General features: G+C 68.1%; 17 protein-coding genes. 10 read left to right on the top strand and 7 right to left on the bottom strand.

The features are described 5' to 3' along the window. Positions 1-43: 43 nt before the first annotated feature. Positions 44-1,039, bottom strand: a complete 996-nt coding sequence (locus P3102_RS25410; protein ID WP_276362349.1) for a polysaccharide deacetylase family protein — start codon at positions 1,037-1,039, stop codon at positions 44-46. 247 nt (positions 1,040-1,286) lie between these two features. Between P3102_RS25410 and P3102_RS25415 the strand changes: the two genes are divergently transcribed. The 3 genes from P3102_RS25415 to P3102_RS25425 all read left to right on the top strand — a co-directional run bounded on the left by P3102_RS25415 (position 1,287) and on the right by P3102_RS25425 (position 3,510). Further along, entirely contained in the window at positions 1,287-2,210 is a 924-nt protein-coding gene (locus tag P3102_RS25415; protein ID WP_276362351.1) for a hypothetical protein, read from the top strand. Positions 2,211-2,503: 293 nt separating this feature from the next. Continuing rightward, the gene (locus P3102_RS25420; protein ID WP_276362352.1) at positions 2,504-2,842 is read left to right on the top strand and encodes a hypothetical protein; all 339 of its coding nucleotides are present in this window, start codon (positions 2,504-2,506) and stop codon (positions 2,840-2,842) included. Positions 2,843-3,159: 317 nt separating this feature from the next. Beyond that, complete coding sequence (locus tag P3102_RS25425; RefSeq protein ID WP_276362354.1) at positions 3,160-3,510, top strand: hypothetical protein; 351 nt, start codon at positions 3,160-3,162, stop codon at positions 3,508-3,510. 155 nt (positions 3,511-3,665) lie between these two features. On the opposite strand, the gene P3102_RS25430 is transcribed toward P3102_RS25425, so the two are convergent. After that, positions 3,666-4,136 carry a hypothetical protein gene (locus tag P3102_RS25430; protein ID WP_276362355.1) on the bottom strand — a complete coding sequence of 157 codons (471 nt, stop codon included), beginning with the start codon at positions 4,134-4,136 and terminating at the stop codon, positions 3,666-3,668. A 776-nt stretch (positions 4,137-4,912) separates the two neighbouring features. On the opposite strand from P3102_RS25430, the gene P3102_RS25435 reads away from it, so the two are divergent. Then, a complete protein-coding gene (locus P3102_RS25435) occupies positions 4,913-5,656 on the top strand; it encodes a hypothetical protein (protein ID WP_276362356.1) in 744 nt (247 codons plus the stop codon). 133 nt (positions 5,657-5,789) lie between these two features. On the opposite strand, the gene P3102_RS25440 is transcribed toward P3102_RS25435, so the two are convergent. Then, positions 5,790-6,116, bottom strand: a complete 327-nt coding sequence (locus P3102_RS25440; protein WP_276362358.1) for a hypothetical protein — start codon at positions 6,114-6,116, stop codon at positions 5,790-5,792. Positions 6,117-6,988: 872 nt separating this feature from the next. Between P3102_RS25440 and P3102_RS25445 the strand changes: the two genes are divergently transcribed. Next, positions 6,989-7,573, top strand: coding sequence for a response regulator transcription factor (locus P3102_RS25445; RefSeq protein WP_276362359.1), 585 nt, complete (start codon positions 6,989-6,991; stop codon positions 7,571-7,573). Between the two features lie 117 nt (positions 7,574-7,690). Here the strand turns inward: P3102_RS25445 and P3102_RS25450 are convergent, their stop codons facing one another. Beyond that, positions 7,691-8,848, bottom strand: a complete 1,158-nt coding sequence (locus P3102_RS25450) for an oxygenase MpaB family protein (protein WP_276362361.1) — start codon at positions 8,846-8,848, stop codon at positions 7,691-7,693. Between the two features lie 201 nt (positions 8,849-9,049). Between P3102_RS25450 and P3102_RS25455 the strand changes: the two genes are divergently transcribed. Next, positions 9,050-9,202 (top strand): hypothetical protein, encoded by a 153-nt coding sequence (locus P3102_RS25455; protein WP_276362362.1) that lies wholly within the window; start codon positions 9,050-9,052, stop codon positions 9,200-9,202. Positions 9,203-9,299: 97 nt separating this feature from the next. Next, positions 9,300-9,599 carry a hypothetical protein gene (locus tag P3102_RS25460; RefSeq protein WP_276362364.1) on the top strand — a complete coding sequence of 100 codons (300 nt, stop codon included), beginning with the start codon at positions 9,300-9,302 and terminating at the stop codon, positions 9,597-9,599. 22 nt (positions 9,600-9,621) lie between these two features. On the opposite strand, the gene P3102_RS25465 is transcribed toward P3102_RS25460, so the two are convergent. Then, positions 9,622-10,254, bottom strand: coding sequence for an MBL fold metallo-hydrolase (locus P3102_RS25465; RefSeq protein ID WP_276362365.1), 633 nt, complete (start codon positions 10,252-10,254; stop codon positions 9,622-9,624). After that, positions 10,251-11,336, bottom strand: a complete 1,086-nt coding sequence (locus tag P3102_RS25470) for an S-(hydroxymethyl)mycothiol dehydrogenase (protein WP_276362367.1) — start codon at positions 11,334-11,336, stop codon at positions 10,251-10,253. Before P3102_RS25470 ends, P3102_RS25465 begins: the two co-directional genes overlap by 4 nt. Positions 11,337-11,487: 151 nt before the next feature. Between P3102_RS25470 and P3102_RS25475 the strand changes: the two genes are divergently transcribed. Together P3102_RS25475 and P3102_RS25480 are read left to right on the top strand one after the other, a co-directional pair. Then, a complete protein-coding gene (locus tag P3102_RS25475) occupies positions 11,488-12,738 on the top strand; it encodes a LuxR C-terminal-related transcriptional regulator (protein ID WP_276362369.1) in 1,251 nt (416 codons plus the stop codon). A gap of 345 nt (positions 12,739-13,083) precedes the next feature. Continuing rightward, positions 13,084-14,586, top strand: coding sequence for an MFS transporter (locus tag P3102_RS25480; RefSeq protein WP_346660201.1), 1,503 nt, complete (start codon positions 13,084-13,086; stop codon positions 14,584-14,586). 3 nt (positions 14,587-14,589) lie between these two features. On the opposite strand, the gene P3102_RS25485 is transcribed toward P3102_RS25480, so the two are convergent. Further along, positions 14,590-15,777: a PP2C family protein-serine/threonine phosphatase gene (locus P3102_RS25485; protein ID WP_276362372.1), complete on the bottom strand. Its 1,188-nt coding sequence runs from the start codon at positions 15,775-15,777 to the stop codon at positions 14,590-14,592. Positions 15,778-15,915: 138 nt separating this feature from the next. Here P3102_RS25485 and P3102_RS25490 point away from each other — a divergent pair, with 138 nt between their 5' ends. Next, positions 15,916-16,374 (top strand): MarR family transcriptional regulator, encoded by a 459-nt coding sequence (locus P3102_RS25490; protein ID WP_276362373.1) that lies wholly within the window; start codon positions 15,916-15,918, stop codon positions 16,372-16,374. Positions 16,375-16,376 lie beyond the last annotated feature (2 nt).

Genomic DNA, 16,376 nt, shown 5'->3' on the forward strand with positions numbered 1-16,376 from the left:
AAGCCAGTCGACGAGGGTTCCGTCACGGCGTACGTGCTGCGGTTCAGTAGGCAAGTTTCACGCTCGCGCAAGCGGATGCGGGTTCGCCCGCGGAACGCGGGTACGACACCGTCGACGGGTCACCGTCCGAGGTGTACCGGCGGCCTGCCGGGGAACCGAGTTCGTCCAGCCAGTGGGCGGAGCCGTACTCCGCTTCCGGACCTGCCCCCTGTGACCGGATCCGGGGAATCGATGCCGGTTCGAAGGCGGGAGAACAAGGCGAAGGCGCCGGCCCGGCCCCCACGAGCAGCACGCCTCGATAGGAGTAGCCCTCCCCCCGCAGCGCCAGTTCTTCGCGCCGGGGCTGGGCGCCGTACGGCAAGGCGAGCGTGCTGACTCGATAGCCGGGGAGCGCCTGCCTGATCAGGGCGTCGCCGTCGGCGATGGCCGTCGTCGCCACCGATTCCGTGGCCCGGCGCAGGTTCGTGTGCTGGGCCGTGTGGTTGCCGATCTCGAAGTGGTGGTCGGCGAGCCAGCGCAGCGCACGCCCGTCTCCGCCGAAGGGACGCTCGTTGACGTACAGACTCGCGACCGGCCGGAACCGGGGATGTGCGGCCGCGACGTCCAGCAGGATCCGGATCGCGGTTCCCGGGGCGGGTTCTCCGTCGGGCGTCAGGGTGAGCACGCTCGGGTCGCCGTCGTCGAAGGTCAGCACGACCGGGTGCGCGCCGGCGGGCAGGTCGAGCTTTCCGGCCACGAAATCCGCGGTCGTCACGGGGACGTAGTCCTCGGCGGCGAGGCGTTCCAATTCCGCGGCGAACTCGGCCGGTGTGCGGTCGTAGGCCGATTTCGGTTTCGCGACGACACGGTGGTACATCAGGACCGGGATCCGCCCCAGTTCGTCGGCACCCGTTCGCCGCGCGGACTCCGCGGTGACCCGGGCGGGCGCCGCGAGCGCCAGACTCGGTTCCGGCCGCTCCGGGGCCGGGGGCGTAGGAGCGCCGCAGGCCGCCACGAGGAGAATCGCGAAGCCCGCGCCGAACCGGCGAAGAAAAGACATGCGAGCAGTGTGCGGCCGGTGCCGGACGCGGTCGCGGATTTCCACCGAGCCGGGTGAGTGCGACTTGCTTTCGCCCAAGCCGGAAAAAGGCGTTTTCCCAGCTAGAAACGCCGAAGCCGGAAATCACCCGATCACGATCCGGTGATCGCCGGAAATCGGGTTTACCGAAGATCGAAAAAGGGGAATTATCCTCGCCGCCAACGAAAGCGTGGTCCTCTGCCACGTGCGCATCACTCAAGGAGACCGCATGCCCGACCTCAGTCGTCGTCTCGTTTTGACCGTAGGGCTCGCGGGCCTCGCAGCGAGTGCTTGTGGCGCGACCCAACAGGGCGGGTCGCCGGTCGCGCCGGCGATCGCCCCCGCCGCGGCCGCGGAACCACCGGTCGCGGCTCCCCCTGCCGACCCCCTCGCCGACAGCCTGCTGATCGGCTTCTGCGGCGCGCCCGGAGCCAAGGCGCTCGGCCGGATGACGGGCGACCTGACGGCCGCGAGCCGCCTGCTCCGGGAACAGATCGCGACCTTCCCGCCGGGACGGCCGGTCACCCCGGTCGTCGAACTGATCGCCACCACGACACACCGGTCAGCGGGCTCGGACGGGATGTATCGCAGCCGGTGCTCCGACAAGACCGTGCAGCAGTACCTCGACGCGGCACGAGCCCTGAAAGGCTTGCTCCTGCTGGACATCCAACCCGGCCGCGCGGATTTCCTGCCCGAGGTCCGCGCCTATGAACGCTGGCTGAAAGAACCCGACGTCGGAGTCGCGCTCGACCCGGAATGGGCGGTCGAACCGGGTGCCGTACCTGGCCGGAAATTCGGCCGTACCACCGGAGCCGAACTGGACACGGTGGCCCGCTATCTCGGCGACCTGGCGACCACGCATCGCTTGCCGGCCAAGGTCATGGTCTACCACCAGGTGACCTCCTCCGTGGTCCGCGACGAAGCACTCCTGCTCCCCCACGCCGGTGTCTCACCGGTGAAAGTGGTGGACGGCATCGGTTCGGCCGCGGCGAAGAAATCGACGTGGCAGACGCTCATGCCCAGCAAACCCGCCCACGTGCGGTCGGGATTCAAACTCTTCTTCGACGAGGACACGCGTCGCGGAGCCGCGCTGATGACCCCGGCCGAAGTCCTCGCCCTCACCCCGGCACCGTCCTACGTGCTCTACGAATAGCCGACCGCGATCCCGCAGCCCTGCTCCTCATCGACGGAGCAGGGCCTTTTGGCGTGCCCGGGTTTCCTGCTATCCCAAGCGTTGCCGCGAACGAAGACATCGATCGGTTGCCGGACAACGAACTGACCGTAACCCGATCGGGCCACCCGACGCGCGGTCAGCGATTCGCGCACCCACACGATGGTGGGCCTGTCGTGGAATTCACGTGCGATCGTCAGTACCTTCCCAAGCACCGGACGGGTACACCCTCGATGCCGTCCGTTCCGACGCACTCGTCAATCCAAGGAGAACACATGTTGAAGAAGATCGGCTTCGTCGCGGCCGCCATGGCCGCCGGCGCCTTCATCGGCGGGGGTGTCGCCTCCGCGGACGCTCCCGACGATTACGACCACAGCGGCCAGCTCGGCCTGGTCAACCTGAACAACATCGACGCGCTGCACAACGTGAACGCCGCGCTCGGCGTCTGCGGCAACGACGTGAACGTGCTCGGCGTGCAGGTGCCGATCCGCGATTCGCTCAACGGCATCGGTGTGCCGATCCTGTCGCCGGGTGCGCACGAGGCCAGCGGAGAGTCCCCGTACAACTGCGCCGCCGGTGGCATCGCCGACGGTGGCACCTCGCAGGACAACTGAGTCTCCCGCCGAAGTCGCCCGCAAGGGTGTGCGGAAGCCGACCGAGGCGCGGGGTCCGGCGATTCGCGTCGATGTCGTGAGGCGTGCCCGGAACACGGAGAGAGCTGCACAGCCTGAATCCGTGTTCCGGGCACGTTGCGACGCGTAGCGACGCCGGCACGGGTGGGGCCGGGTCTTCCTGCCCAGGAGTGGACCGGCCCCACCCGGCGCGAACGCACCATAACCGACAGCAGCGGGCACAGCGGGACGATGTGCCGCCCGCCCGTGACTTTCGCCCACCGGAGTATCCGGTGCGGTATTCCTAGGAGAGTTCTTCAGTGATCAAGCAGCTCGGATTCGTCGCCACCGCTCTTGCCGCCGGGATGGCGTTCGCCGGCGGATCCGCCGGCGCGGCGGGCATCACCGTCGCGGGGCAGCCGGTCGACCACAACGACCAGATCGGGCTCGCCAACGTGCAGAACCTGGACGTGCTCCACAACGCCAACGTCATCGGCGCCGTCTGCGACAACAACGTCAACGTGCTCGGTGTCCAGGTCCCGGTCCGCGACGTCGCCGAAGGCATCGCCGTTCCGGTCCTGTCCCCCGGCGCGACCGAGGCCGAAGGCGCCACCCCGGACAACTGCGCCGGTGGCGGCATCGAAGACGGCGGGACCGCCCAGGGGAACTGAGCGATCTCGCTGAAAAGCCGCCGCGTGGATGCCCCTCCGCGCGGCGGCTTTTCCATGCCCGGACAAGGAACGAAGCACGACGACGACGAAGGCCCGGTGCGGAAGGAAATTCCGCACCGGGCCTTCACCGGGCGCCCGTCCGGGGCCCGGCCGGCCTAGCCGACCGGCACGGGCAGCCCGCCAAGGAGATCGTTCACCAGTGAGGACAGGCTGACCAGCAACCGCTGGACCAGCGCGTTGAGCAGAGTCGAGACCGGCGGCAGTCCGGCACGGTCTTCGACCTGCGCGGCCAGCTCGTCGACGCCCTTCCGCGCTTCGACGTTGTCCTGCTCGGCAGTGGCGGCGGATTCCTTCGCCTGCGTTTGGATCGTGTACCGCTTGCCTTGCGCCAGATCGTTGAGCACCGGAGCGAGTTCCCCGAGCGTCGCCTGCGTACCCGAGATGTCTCCGCTGTCCGCACGCGAAACCAACGCGTCGCGTTTGGCCTGGACCTCCGCCGCCGCGCTGGTGGTACTGGACGAACCGTTACCGCCGGGTCCGCCCGCCGTCGCCACACCGGCACCCGCCAAGGTCACCGATGCCGCGGCGACGAAAATCGTCAATGCTCGCGTCAGTTGGCTTCTCATGTAGCACTCCTTTGGATTCCTGCTGCCGACTTCGGTCAATGGTGAACTCACGTCCCGGATCTAGCCAGCGGAGACCGCGGCCGGTGCGCACCACGCAATTCCGCACCGTGCCCGGAAAACCGCAGCCGTCAAAACAAACGGAAGTTTCGCGTGAACATCGGAACGCCTGTCCCGCACCGGCGCACACAGCGCGTGTTCAGGACACCTGATCGAGGGAGCCGGCGTCACCGTTCAGTGGGAAGTTCACGCTTTCTTGGCGCATGGTGCCCCGCCGACAACCGGCGAGCGCGTATCCTGCTTTCACTCTTCGGCGCTGTTTGGCGGCGAATCACCCGGGTAATCAATGACGCTTTGCCGCGATCTCGAAACACACTCTTAAGCATGGCAATGCCGAGTGGACTACTCGCACCGAAATGCGGCGCTGACCTGAACCCGCCCGCCGGGCACGCGCCGGGGCGTCCCTTCGGGAAATCGAGGCCCGCGTTCGCCGTTTCCGGTCGCGACAATCACGTCCTCGTTCCGCGCCGGACCGCCCGATAGGAACACGCATATTCTCCGTCCGGCCCTTTCGCCCGCGATGCGTTGTACCGCAATGGGGTTGCGCCGACCTGGAAAACCACGGCTCCGGTAGTACCGAACGGGTGTCATGCCTCGACGAGTCTTTTCCTCGACACGGATCCGGGTAATGTCGTTGAGCGGGCGGACATCCTGCCCGAGTCGATTCTCGTGACTCAGTTCGCGTAGGTATAACCCAGCTCGAAAGGATCACAATAATCATGACTGAAATGCGCCGGTGGGCGCTCGCGGCGGCGGCGGCCGTTCCACTTACTCTCGGCTTCTCCGGAGTCGCGGTGGCCGGCACCGACCACGGCCCCGGCACGATCGGCAGTTCCGCTACTTCCGTGACCTACGCCGGTATCGGCGGCGCCGGGACGGTCGACAGCGCGTGGAGTGCCGACCACCACGGGAACCAGTGGTCCGAAGAGAAGGCCGTGCTGGCCGGGCCGATGGGTGCCGTGGTGATGCACCACGAAGAGTCCGACATCGACACGGACGAGGACGACTGGTCCGGCTACGACAAGCCGGGGCGTCCGACGTACGGTCACGGAAAGCGGCCGGTGGCCCACACCGCTGACGAGGTGTCGATCGCGAAGCATCGCCCCGCGACGATCCGCCCGGACCGGGAAACCCGTCCGGCGCACGTCGCCTACACCGCGTCCCTCAAGACCGCCGACGAGGACGGTGCGACGTCGTCGCAGGTGGCCAGCCACGCGAGCGACAACCACGCCGTGTACGAGTCCAGCGATCTGGCCGCCGGGCCGGACGGGGCGGTGTCCGAAGGCGTGAAGGCCGTCGCCGTGCCGCAGTACACGAGCTACGACAAGTGGTACACCGCCGCCGACGAGGACGGCGCGATCGTCCACGAGGTGAGCGCCGTGGCCGACGCGACCGACTGGTCCGGAAACCACAAGCACCACAAGCACCACAATCACAAGCACCACTCGTACGACCGCCGATGAATCGGTGGGCCGGACCGCCTCGGCGGTCCGGCCCCCACCGAAGGCCCGGATTCGCGACGACGAACCCGATGCCGACACCAGCGATTCTCCCTGGACGGAGTCGCCGCGGAAGGGCCGCAGCCCGGCAAGGAAGTCAGCCGGGCCAGGCTTCGGCTTCCGCGGTCAAGGCCGTCGTGATCTCGATTTCTCCCGAGCGCACCCGCCACGCCAGTGAGCCCTGCCGGGGTTCGAGGAGCAGCCAGCCGGCGACATCGTCGTCCGTGTAGCAAGGGCTTTCCCTGTCACCGATGCCCAGCGCCTCGAAGTACTGCCGGGCGGCCCACGTCTCGGCGACCCATCTTCGAGCCCATCGGACGACGATGCGGGCGAGGTCGTTGCGGCCGTCGGCCGGATGAACGAGGCGATCGCCTGCCACACAGACCAGACGCGAGGTGAAGGCCGCACCCACGGGTGCGGCCATTAGTCGGTTGTTCACTTTTCCCCTGGCTCCACCGGAGTGGGCCATATGTCCTTTCGGAAGTGTTTCAGTGCGCGAACACGGAAGGCCGGCCGGATGACAACCGCTGACACGGCCTACACTTCCACGGCTCCTGGTTGAACCGGGGATCACTCTAGTGAACGAGGCCCGCGCGCGTAACCCTCGATCCGGCGAATACCGCGATTCGCGTACCGATTCCTTCTGACGGGTGTTTTCGGCAAGGAAATCTTTACTCGACGAAAATGTCATGCCGACAACCGACACGATCGAGTGGGGTCCGGCGCAGATGCGCGTCGTCGATCGCCACTTTCCGTAGTGCTTCGGGCGGCGGTCCTGGCTCACGCAATGCTACGGGGCTTGAGTAGATCGGGAAACCTTGCTTCCTGTCGTTGCCGACGCAACCTGGGCGGCGTCCCTCAGAGTGAGCCTTCCCCCGGTCGGCTCCGGGGGCCGTGAGTGGCGATTCGGGGTATCGAGGGGTAAGGCAACGTGTCGCTTGGGCGGCAAGTCCGTGAAGGCCTCCTTGAGGGACCTAGGATCCCTCAAGGAGGCCTTCACGGACCTCAAGACCGGCGCGGGCGTCACAGTCCATAAGGAAAGGAAAGCTGAAGGGCGGCGTCCGCGGAGCGGCACCGGAATGGGCCGAGAGGTGGTAGGTACACCGAACGAGTACTTCCTTGTTTCCGGCACCTGCGTCGCGCTCACTCGTCAGTATTGCTTTCCCGGTATCGCGTCACCGGCATGGCCCTGGCCTCCTAGGATATGACCATTCCGTGGTCGAACACCGGGCCTCGCTTCTTCGAGCCGCCCGGGTCCATGGCGACCCATCACTTCGGCCTGCGGGGGACATCGCGATGAACATCCTGGTGCTGGACAGCCGGCGCGAACCGCGTGACCGCATGGCCCGTCTGCTCATGACCGTGCCGGGAGTGGCGCGTGTCGGTGCCGCCGCGAGCAGTACGGACCTCGTGGGCAAGTTCCGCTTCCTGCCCGCGGACCTGGTCTTCCTGAGCGTGCGCATGCCCTCCGAGGTGCTGGTGGAGACGATCAGGAAGCTGTCGACGGCGTCCCGCGGGACAAGAGTGATCGTGTACGGCCCGCCGGAGTCCGAAGAACGCGTCGCCGCCGCGATCAAAGCGGGAGCCGTCGGCTTCCTGTCCTGCGAAGCGAGCACCACGAACGCGCTCGGCTCCGGCCGAGGGCCGCATTCCCTGCCACTTCCGCGAACCGCGGCGGAGCAGGGGTTCAGCTTGTCGAAACGCGAGCTGGAAGTACTGCGTGGAATGAGTCTCGGGAAGACCAACGGCGAGATCGGCGGTGATCTGCAGCTGTCCGAGGACACGGTGAAAACCCACGCCCAGCGGTTGTTCCGCAAGCTTTCCGCCACCGACCGCGCCCATGCGGTCGTCCAAGGCATGCGCCGGAACCTCATCGACTGAAGAGTCTCGCCTCCTCGTGTCCGCCGTCCGATCCGGGAAGGGCTTCGCCTGCCGTCCTGGACCGGGGTCATGGCCGGGCTGGTGGGGTCGGGCGAACACCCCGGCCCGGTGAGAGTGTCAGGTCCGCTGGGGGGTGACGGGGCAGACGCCCGCGGCGAGCCATTTCTCCCGGAGGTCCGTCGGGATGGTCAGGGCGGTGGCTTGTCCGTTGGTGAGAGTGCGAACGCTGCCGCCGAGCAGGAGGTTGCTCGCCTTGTCGAGCACCACCGTGGCCACCCGGCTGTGGTCCTCGGATCGTTCCAGCAACCGCATGGCCCGTACGCCCGCGCCGACGGCACGCCCCCAGCCCCGTGACCGTGGCACCTCGAGCCAGTCGGCGACGTCTTCGGTGACCACTTGGCGGACCATCGCGGCGACCACACCGTCGAAGGCCTTGCCGGGCACCATCTTTTCGTACAGGCGCAGGAGGTTACGCGTCAGCTCGATGCCTTCGGCGGAGGGACCGTAGCTCGTCTCGACGAGTCCGGCGTTCAGTTCTTGGGCCTCTCGCAGTGTTTCGGGCATCGCTTCGGCGGGGATGCCGAGCATCGCGCCCGTCACCCGCCAGACATGGTAGTAATCCTCGGCCTCACGGTCGGTCACCGTGACGCCCATCCGCCGCATCCCGTCGATGACCTGCACCGAAAAGATCAGCAGTGCTCCCAGCATGTCCTGCTGACACAGCGGGACGCCGTCCGCCTCGACGTCCCATTCACCTGACCGGGTGATGAAGTACCGGACGGCGGCGTGGATCAGCCGGGTCTTCTGGATCGTGGGCACGAAGCCGCCGCCGGAACCGAACGGGTCGGGACCCATGAGGTTCAGCACGAACTGGGAGGTCTCCGACAGCCGGCGGTGCGGCTGATTGAGCCGGTGGGTCAGCGACAGCACGCGGGACGGCCGGGGTTGGGCATAGCAGTTCACCATCGCCCCGAACGACAGCACCGAGGCGACGTGCATCCCATCGTCCACGAAGAACTCGTACGCCGCCGCGACCCGTTCGAGATCCGCCCACTCCGGCGGGGCGTCGGTCTCGATCAGGTACCGGCGCACCGATTCCGGCAGATTCTCCGGAATGGGCTGGTCGTTGTCCCTGAATTGCGCCAGGACCTCGTTCACCGCGCTCGTCCGCCCGTCGGCCACCACCTCGGCGACGACGGCATCGGCGAGCGGATCACCTTGGTATTTCAGCTTTTCCAGGGCGGTGAGCCCCGGTGGCTCGAGCGTTTCCGACATCGGATCAGCCTCGTCCACGCCGGAATGCCCCGCTAGCGCCGTCCGGGGAAAGCTCGCACTCGATCTGATGGCGGCCGCGCTCGCTGTCCGTGACTTCGTACGAGAGGAGAGCGGCAGGCAACAGTGCGGCCAGGTCCGTCGCACTCAGTCGACCGTGGCCTCGATGTGGGATGAACTGGAGGGCGAGGACGTCTTTCGGGGGTGAGGGTGCTGATCCCGGCCTCGGTGGCGATCAACGTCGGTAAGGACCGCTATCCGGTGGTAGCGCGCGCCGAGATCTCCGCGGCGAACTGCGGGTGCCTGCCGAAGGCTTCTCTCACGCGCAGGGCCAGGGTCGTGCTGCGCCGTGCCTGACAAGGTGAAAAGCCTTCGGCTCGGCGTTCGGGTCCGGCCCGACCGGGATGCACCGCCGGCGCATTTCCCGCAGCCCGCTCTGGCGCAGGAGAAGGTCATGTTCCAGGGATACACCATCTATGGCCAGTATCTGTACACACTGGACGGTACGGGCCACGAGGATCCCGCCGACATCGATTCCCACGTCACGTGCGTCGACATGAACACCGGCAAGGTGAAGAGCCGCGCGCTGACCAAGGCGGGGAAGTCGCTGGTGTTCCGTGAGCCGGAGCGACTCGGGATCTACCGGAGCCTGGCCGGCGAGACCCGGTTGTACCTGGGTTCCGGTTCGCGCAGCGGCATGGGCAAGGTCAACCGCTACGCGAACCTGTTCGACGAGAACGTCCTCATCGACTGAGCCGGGTGGAGCGGCCGAGTGCTCAGTGCCCGCGGGCGATCCACTCGGCCAGATGGGGCGCTTCGGTGCCGATGGTGGTGGGATCGCCGTGTCCGGTGTGGACCTTCGTGTCCTCGGGCAAGGCGAAGAGCCGTTCCCTGATGGAGGAAATGATCGTCGGGAAGTCGGAGAAGGAGCGCCCCGTCGCGCCGGGACCGCCCGCGAAGAGCGTGTCCCCGGAGAAGAGCGTTTTGGCTTCGGGAAGGTGCAGGCAAATCGATCCGGGCGAGTGACCCGGTGTGTGCACGACTTCGAGGTCCGTGCCGGCGACGGCGATCCGCTCGCCGTCCTCCGTGTCCCGGAACCGGCGGCCGGGGTGGGTCATCTCCCACAGCTTCCGGTCACCGGGATGCAGCACGACCGGGGCGTGCAGGTGTTCGCTCAGCTGCGGAGCGACGGTGACGTGGTCGTTGTGCCCGTGGGTGCAGACGACGGCGACCACGGCACGGCCGCCCACGGCTTCGGCGATGGTCTTCTCGTCGTGCGCGGCGTCCACGATCACGACCTCGTCGTCGTCCCCGACGAGCCAGACGTTGTTGTCGACGTCCCAGCTCCCGCCGTCGAGTTCGAAGACCCCGGCGGTGACGACGCGTTCGATCCGCAGCTTCCCGCTCACAGGATCACCACCGAACGCAGCACCTCGCCGGCGTGCATGGCGCCGAAGGCCTTCTCGACACCGTCGAGCGGGATCCGCTCGGTCACGAACCGCTCCAGCGGCAACCGGCCCTGCAGGTACAGGTCGATCAGCATCGGGAAGTCCCGCTCCGGCAGGCAATCGCCGTACCAGGACGATTTCAGCGCGCCACCGCGGGAGAAGAAGTCGATCAGCGGCATCTCCAGGCGCATGTCCGGCGTCGGGACGCCGACCAGGACCACCGTGCCCGCCAGGTCACGGGCGTAGAAGGCCGCCTTCCACGTCTCCGGGCGGCCGACCGCGTCGATGACGACGTCGGCGCCGAAGCCGCCGGTCAGTTCCCGGATCGCGGCGACCGTGTCGGTGTCGGAGGCGTTGACGGTGTGGGTCGCGCCGAGTTCACGGGCCCACCCGAGTTTCCGCTCGTCACGGTCGACCGCGACGATGGTGCCCGCACCGGCCAGCCGGGCCCCGGCGACGGCGGCGTCGCCGACTCCCCCGCAGCCGATGACCGCGACCGAATCCCCGCGCCCGACGGCGCCGGTGTTGACCGCCGCGCCGAGCCCGGCCATCACGCCACAGCCGAGCAGGCCCGCGACGGCCGGGTCCGCGACGGGGTCGACCTTGGTGCACTGTCCGGCGTGGACGAGCGTCTTGTCCGCGAACGCGCCGATGCCCAGCGCCGGGGTCAGCTCGGTGCCGTCGGTCAGTGTCATCTTCTGTGCGGCGTTGAAGGTGTCGAAGCAGTACTGCGGGCGTCCGCGCTTGCAGGCTCGGCACCGACCGCACACCGCGCGCCAGTTGAGGACGACGAAATCCCCTGGCCGCACGGACTCCACACCGTCACCGACACTTTCCACGGTGCCCGCGGCCTCGTGACCGAGCAGGAACGGGAACTCGTCGTTGATGCCGCCGTCGCGGTAGGTCAGATCGGTGTGGCAGACCCCGCAGGCCGCGATCGACACGACGACCTCGCCGGGGCCTGGATCCGGGATCACGATGTCCGTCAGCTCCACCGGAGCGTTCCGGGACCGGGCGATCACTCCGCGTACCTGCTGTGGCATTCCCTGTTTCCTCCGCCGTTCGGCAACACAGGCATGCGCACCGACGCATGCTTCAGGTGAGGCTAAGCCCGGAAGCCGCGGCAGCGACCTGGTCGTCGGTCCAGTGAATCCTGTCCTTTCGACCAGGCAAGTCGGCGGCTAGGCTCGCCGGATGCCGGACTCCGCCGACCTGACCGCGCTGCGCGACGTCATCGAGGGACCGTTGCGCGAAATCGCCGACCGGTTCTCGCGCTTCCTCGCCGACGGCTGGCCGCATCAGGCTCTGGTCGTCTTCACCCGGGAGTGCACCGGGCGGCCGCGCAAGGTCACCGGCGCCAGGGAGATCACCGACAAGATCACCATCGCCGAACTCGAAGCGCTCAAAGCGAGCGTGCCGCCCGGCCGTCAGGTGACCACGACGGCCACTCTCGGCGGCGCCACCCGGACGGTCTGGGCCGTGCAGGACCCGACCGGTTCCCTGCTCGCGCTCGTCCCCCGGTCGAGCCGGATCCGCTTCCCGCATCCCGCTTCCCTGGCCGAGGTCTTCGGTGTCGTCGCGACCTCGATCCGCCAGCAGGTGACCCAGGCCAGCCCCGACTACCTCGCCGAATCCCGCGCGGCCTCCAGCGAACGCGCCAGGACGATCGCCGAAATGGCCGCGGCGCACGAGACCGCGCTCGTCACGATCCTCACCACCCTGCGGTCCTCCCGGCTCGACGATCAGCGCGCCCGGCTCGCCGCGACCGACTCCGCCTCGGCCGCGCTGGTGGCGCTCCGGTCGGCGCAGAAGACCGATCTCGCCCAGTCCGAAGAACCCGTGCACACCGCGTTCGGCAGGCTGCGGCGGGAAATCCGGCAGATGCTGCGCCACCATGACGCCCGGCTGGAGTTCGCCGCCCCGCCGAAGAACGGGCGGCCGATCCCCGGCGAGATCGCCCACGCCGCCCGCGCGATGACCCGCACGACGGTGCTCACCTTCACCAGCCAGCCCGAGCTGACCCGGCTCCGGGTCGCGTGGTCGGCCGACGGCACCGCGTTGCACCTCGACGTCCGCGACCAAGGATCGGGTGGTCTCGACAGCACCGGCCTGCGCCTGCAACTCGACGGACGCGCGAAGACCCTCGGTGCCACCGTCCGGATCGACGCACTCGCCGACTGGGGAAGCCACGTCGCCATCAGCATCCCCTTCGAACCCGCCGCGAGCAGGACCGACGAGACGCTGCCGTCGAATCTCAACCGCCGCGAACTCGAAGTGCTGCGGCTGGTCGCGCGCGGGCAGCGCAACAAGTCCATCGCCGACACGCTCGGGATCACCGAAAGCACGGTCAAGTTCCACGTCACCGGCCTGCTGAAGAAACTGGACGTCGCCTCGCGCGGTGAAGCCGCGGCTTTGGCACTGAGCGCCGGAATCACCAACCTCTGAGTCGCGACGACCCGAATGGTGTCCACACCCGGCTTCGTGCCGTCGTCGGTCATGCTCCGACACGGTGTCGATGTGGTTCTCGGCGATCCGCGTCAGCTCACCGGAGGCGGAAATCCGTGAAATCGCCATTCGCCCGGAGGCACAGAATTGTTCGTTTCGCAAATTCCGCCGAGGGCACACCATTCGACCGGCCGCAATGGTATCGGCAATGAAAACCGAATTTGACAGTGCCGCGGAATTTGCTTAATGTCGCCCGGGTTCCCGCCGATCGACCTCCGAAGGTGCGCATTGACCACGCCTGCAACGCTGCCCAAATTCAGGCAGCATTCGATTCTTGCCGTTCTCATGTCGTGTTCGGTGCTGATTTGGCTGGACAATACCGTCCTGAGTACCACGCTGGAGACCCTCGCGGACCCGGTCCGCGGGCTGGGGGCCGATCCCGGTGAGCTGCAATGGGCGACCGGTTCGTACACGCTGGCCTTCGCCACCTTGATGTTCACCGCGGGCGCTTTGGGCGATCGCTTCGGTCACCGGACGGTGTTTTCCTGCGGCTTGGCGGTTTTCGCCGGGTCCTCGCTGTGGGCGGCGTACGCGACCGATGCGGGTCAGCTGATCGCGGCTCGAGCCGTGATGGGGGTGGGCAGCGCGCTGATCACGCCCGCCATGCTGGCCATCCTCATGTGGACCTTCACCGGCCCCGCCCGCGCTGCCGCGATCGGCGTTTTCTCGACGTCGGCCGGTGTCGGAATGGCCGCGGGCCCGGTGCTGGCGGGTTTCCTGCTCGATCATTTCCGATGGGGCTCGGTCTTCCTGATCAATGTCCCGCTCTCGGTAGTGGCGTTCGTCGGACTCGCCGTGCTGGTGCCGAATTTCCGCAGCGCCACCCCGCGGCCGCTGGACTTCGCCGGAATGGCGCTGTCGGCCGGCGGACTCGTGGCGTTGGCCTACGGACTGATCCGGGCGGGGCAGGTGGCCGGGTGGAGCCGTATCGACGTCTGGGCGCCGATCGTTCTCGGCCTAATCCTGTTGGCCGTCTTCGTACTCGTCGAACTGCGGGCCAAGGTGCCCGGCTTCGACCCGCGGTTGCTCGCGCGACGCGCGTTCGGTGGCGGCAACGTGGCGCTCGGACTGCTGCTCTTCGCCGTGGCCGCGATCACCTTCTACACCGCGTTCTATCTGCAAGGTGCGCTCGGCTTCACACCGATGAAGGCGGGTTTGGCCACCGTCCCGACCGCACTCGGCGCCCTCGCCGGGGCACCCCTCGCCACGCGCCTGGTCCGTCGTCTGTCACTACGCCTCGTCACCGTCCCGGCGCTGATCATGGCCGCGCTGACGATGGCCGGATACGGGTTCCTCGGCCCGCACACCCCACTGGTCTGGATCGAGATCCTGTTGCTGGTGCAGGGTCTCTCGATCGGCATGGTGATCGGTCCCGTCACGGCCGCGTTGATCGGCGACCTGCCGCTGGACCAGGCCGGTGCGGGGGCCGCCGTCACCAACACCGTGCGGCAGACCGGCAGTGTGCTCGGGATCGCGGTCGGCGGCACCATCCTGTCGATCGTGTACCGGCGGGCGATCGAACCCTCGCTGGCGGGTGCGCCCGGTCCGGTGCGGGATCAGGCGCTGATTTCCGCCGAACAGGCCCGGCACGTCGCCGCCGCCATCGGCGAGCCCGCTCTCGCGCGGGCCGCTGACGACGCGTTCGTCCATGCCATGCACGTCGGCGCGGGGTGGATCGCGCTCAGCACCCTCCTCGGCGCGGTCGTGCTGCTGATCACCTTGCCCACCGGCGAAAAGAAGAAGGCCGCGGCCGAATCGGGGGCACCGGTGTCCGCGCGAGCCGGCTGACCGTCAGGATATCGCCGACTCGATGCCGTCGCTGGGATTCGGCCCGAACCAGTCGAGACAGACGATCATGGCGTCGTCGCTGGCCAGGCCGCCCGCACGGCGGTCGCGCAGTTCGCCGAGGACGGCGCCGGGCACGTGGGCCGCGGGGAGGCTCGCGGTCGCGACGACGGCCTCGGCGAGGTCGCGATCGCCGTAGCGTTCCCCGTGCGCTCCCGGCACGTCGTACACACCGTCACTGACGAACACGAAGCGATCGCCGGGCAGGGCCTGGAGGCGTTCGATGGTGTAGACGGTGTCTTCGAACGTGCCGAGCGGTAGTTGTTCGTCGAAGACGACTCGTTCGACCTTGCTGTCGCGCAGCCGCCACAGGCGGGGCGAACCGGCGTCGACCGCGGTGATCTCGCCGGTCGAGAGATCGAATTCCAGCAGCAGGGCGGCGACGTGTTCCTGGCCGCGGTACTGGGCGTAGACGGCCTGGTCGGCGAGTTCGGCCTGCGTGTCGAGGCCGATGCCCGCTCGCCGGGCGTTGCGCAGCGCGTTGATCGCGAGGTTGGTCAGCAGGGCAGCGCTGGTGCCCTCACCCATGCCGTTGATCAGCGTGACCGCCAGTTTGCGGGCGGAGGCCGACCAGTCGAAGCAGTCACCGTAGATGGCGTACGCGGGCTCGAGCTGACCTCCGAGGGCGAACTCGGGGCGGGCACAGGCACGGCCGGGGAGCAGCTGCCACTGCATCTCGGCGGCGAGCGTGAGCCGGGAAGACCGGCGTGCTTGCACGTACAGGTCGGTGTCGCGGTCGGCGACGAAGACCTCGTGCCCGAGCGCCTCGGCGAACCGGCCCAGCTCGGCCCAGACGGGCGGCTCCGGCTCTTCGGGCAGGGTGACGACCAGGACGCCGATTCCGTCACCTCGGACGGTGACCGGAAGATAGGCCCGTACGCCGTCCTCGTCCGTGTCGAACGTCGCCTGCTGGGCGGTGAAGGCCCGGCCTGCCGCGGTGCCGGCGACCGGCATCGGCTCCGCGGTGTAGGGCAGCAACGTCACCCGTCGTAGTTCGGCGAGGCTGTAGTCGGCCATCAGCAGATCGACGGACCTGGCTCCGAAATGTTCTTGCAACGCCGACCGCAGCCCGTCGAGCAGTGCGTGGGGCTGGACGCCGCGCAAAACGCGTTCGACCGCCAGGGATCTGTTCACCGTGCTGCCTCCTGCTCGCCGGAACCGGTCCCTGACCTGGGCACTCGGTATTTGTCGGCGCCGCTCCGTCGGACCTGTGCAGGGCGCGTCGCAGTGAGCTGAGCTGACAGCCCAGCATAAGGATGCGAGAGTGGCGGTGTGAACCGGTCCCCTGAGCAGCCCGACACCGAAACGGTGGCGGCGGCCGTGGCCGGCACGGCCGAGCTGCTCGAGTTCATGTTCGAACGAGCCCGCGAGGTCACCCCGCGTCCGCTTTCGACGTCCCAAGTCCGTGCGGTCGTCGCCCTCGACCACCACGACGGGCTGAACCTGCGGGCGCTCGCCGACCTGCTCGGCTCGACACCTCCGCTGGTGAGCCGCCTGTGCGACCGGCTCGAAGCCGTCGGCTTCCTCGAACGGCTGCCCAGCAGCCGGAGCCGCCGCGAACTCACCCTGAGACTCAGCGACCAAGGCCGGGTCTATCTGCGTGACCTCCGCGACCGGCGCCGCGAAGACCTCCAAACCGTGCTGCTGAGGATGACACCGGAAGCCAGGGCCGCGCTCACCACCGGCCTGCTGGAGTTCCGAGAGGCTGCCGGACCGCACACGCCGCGCTGAAC

Source organism: Amycolatopsis sp. QT-25, assembly GCF_029369745.1.
Taxonomy (GTDB): domain Bacteria; phylum Actinomycetota; class Actinomycetes; order Mycobacteriales; family Pseudonocardiaceae; genus Amycolatopsis.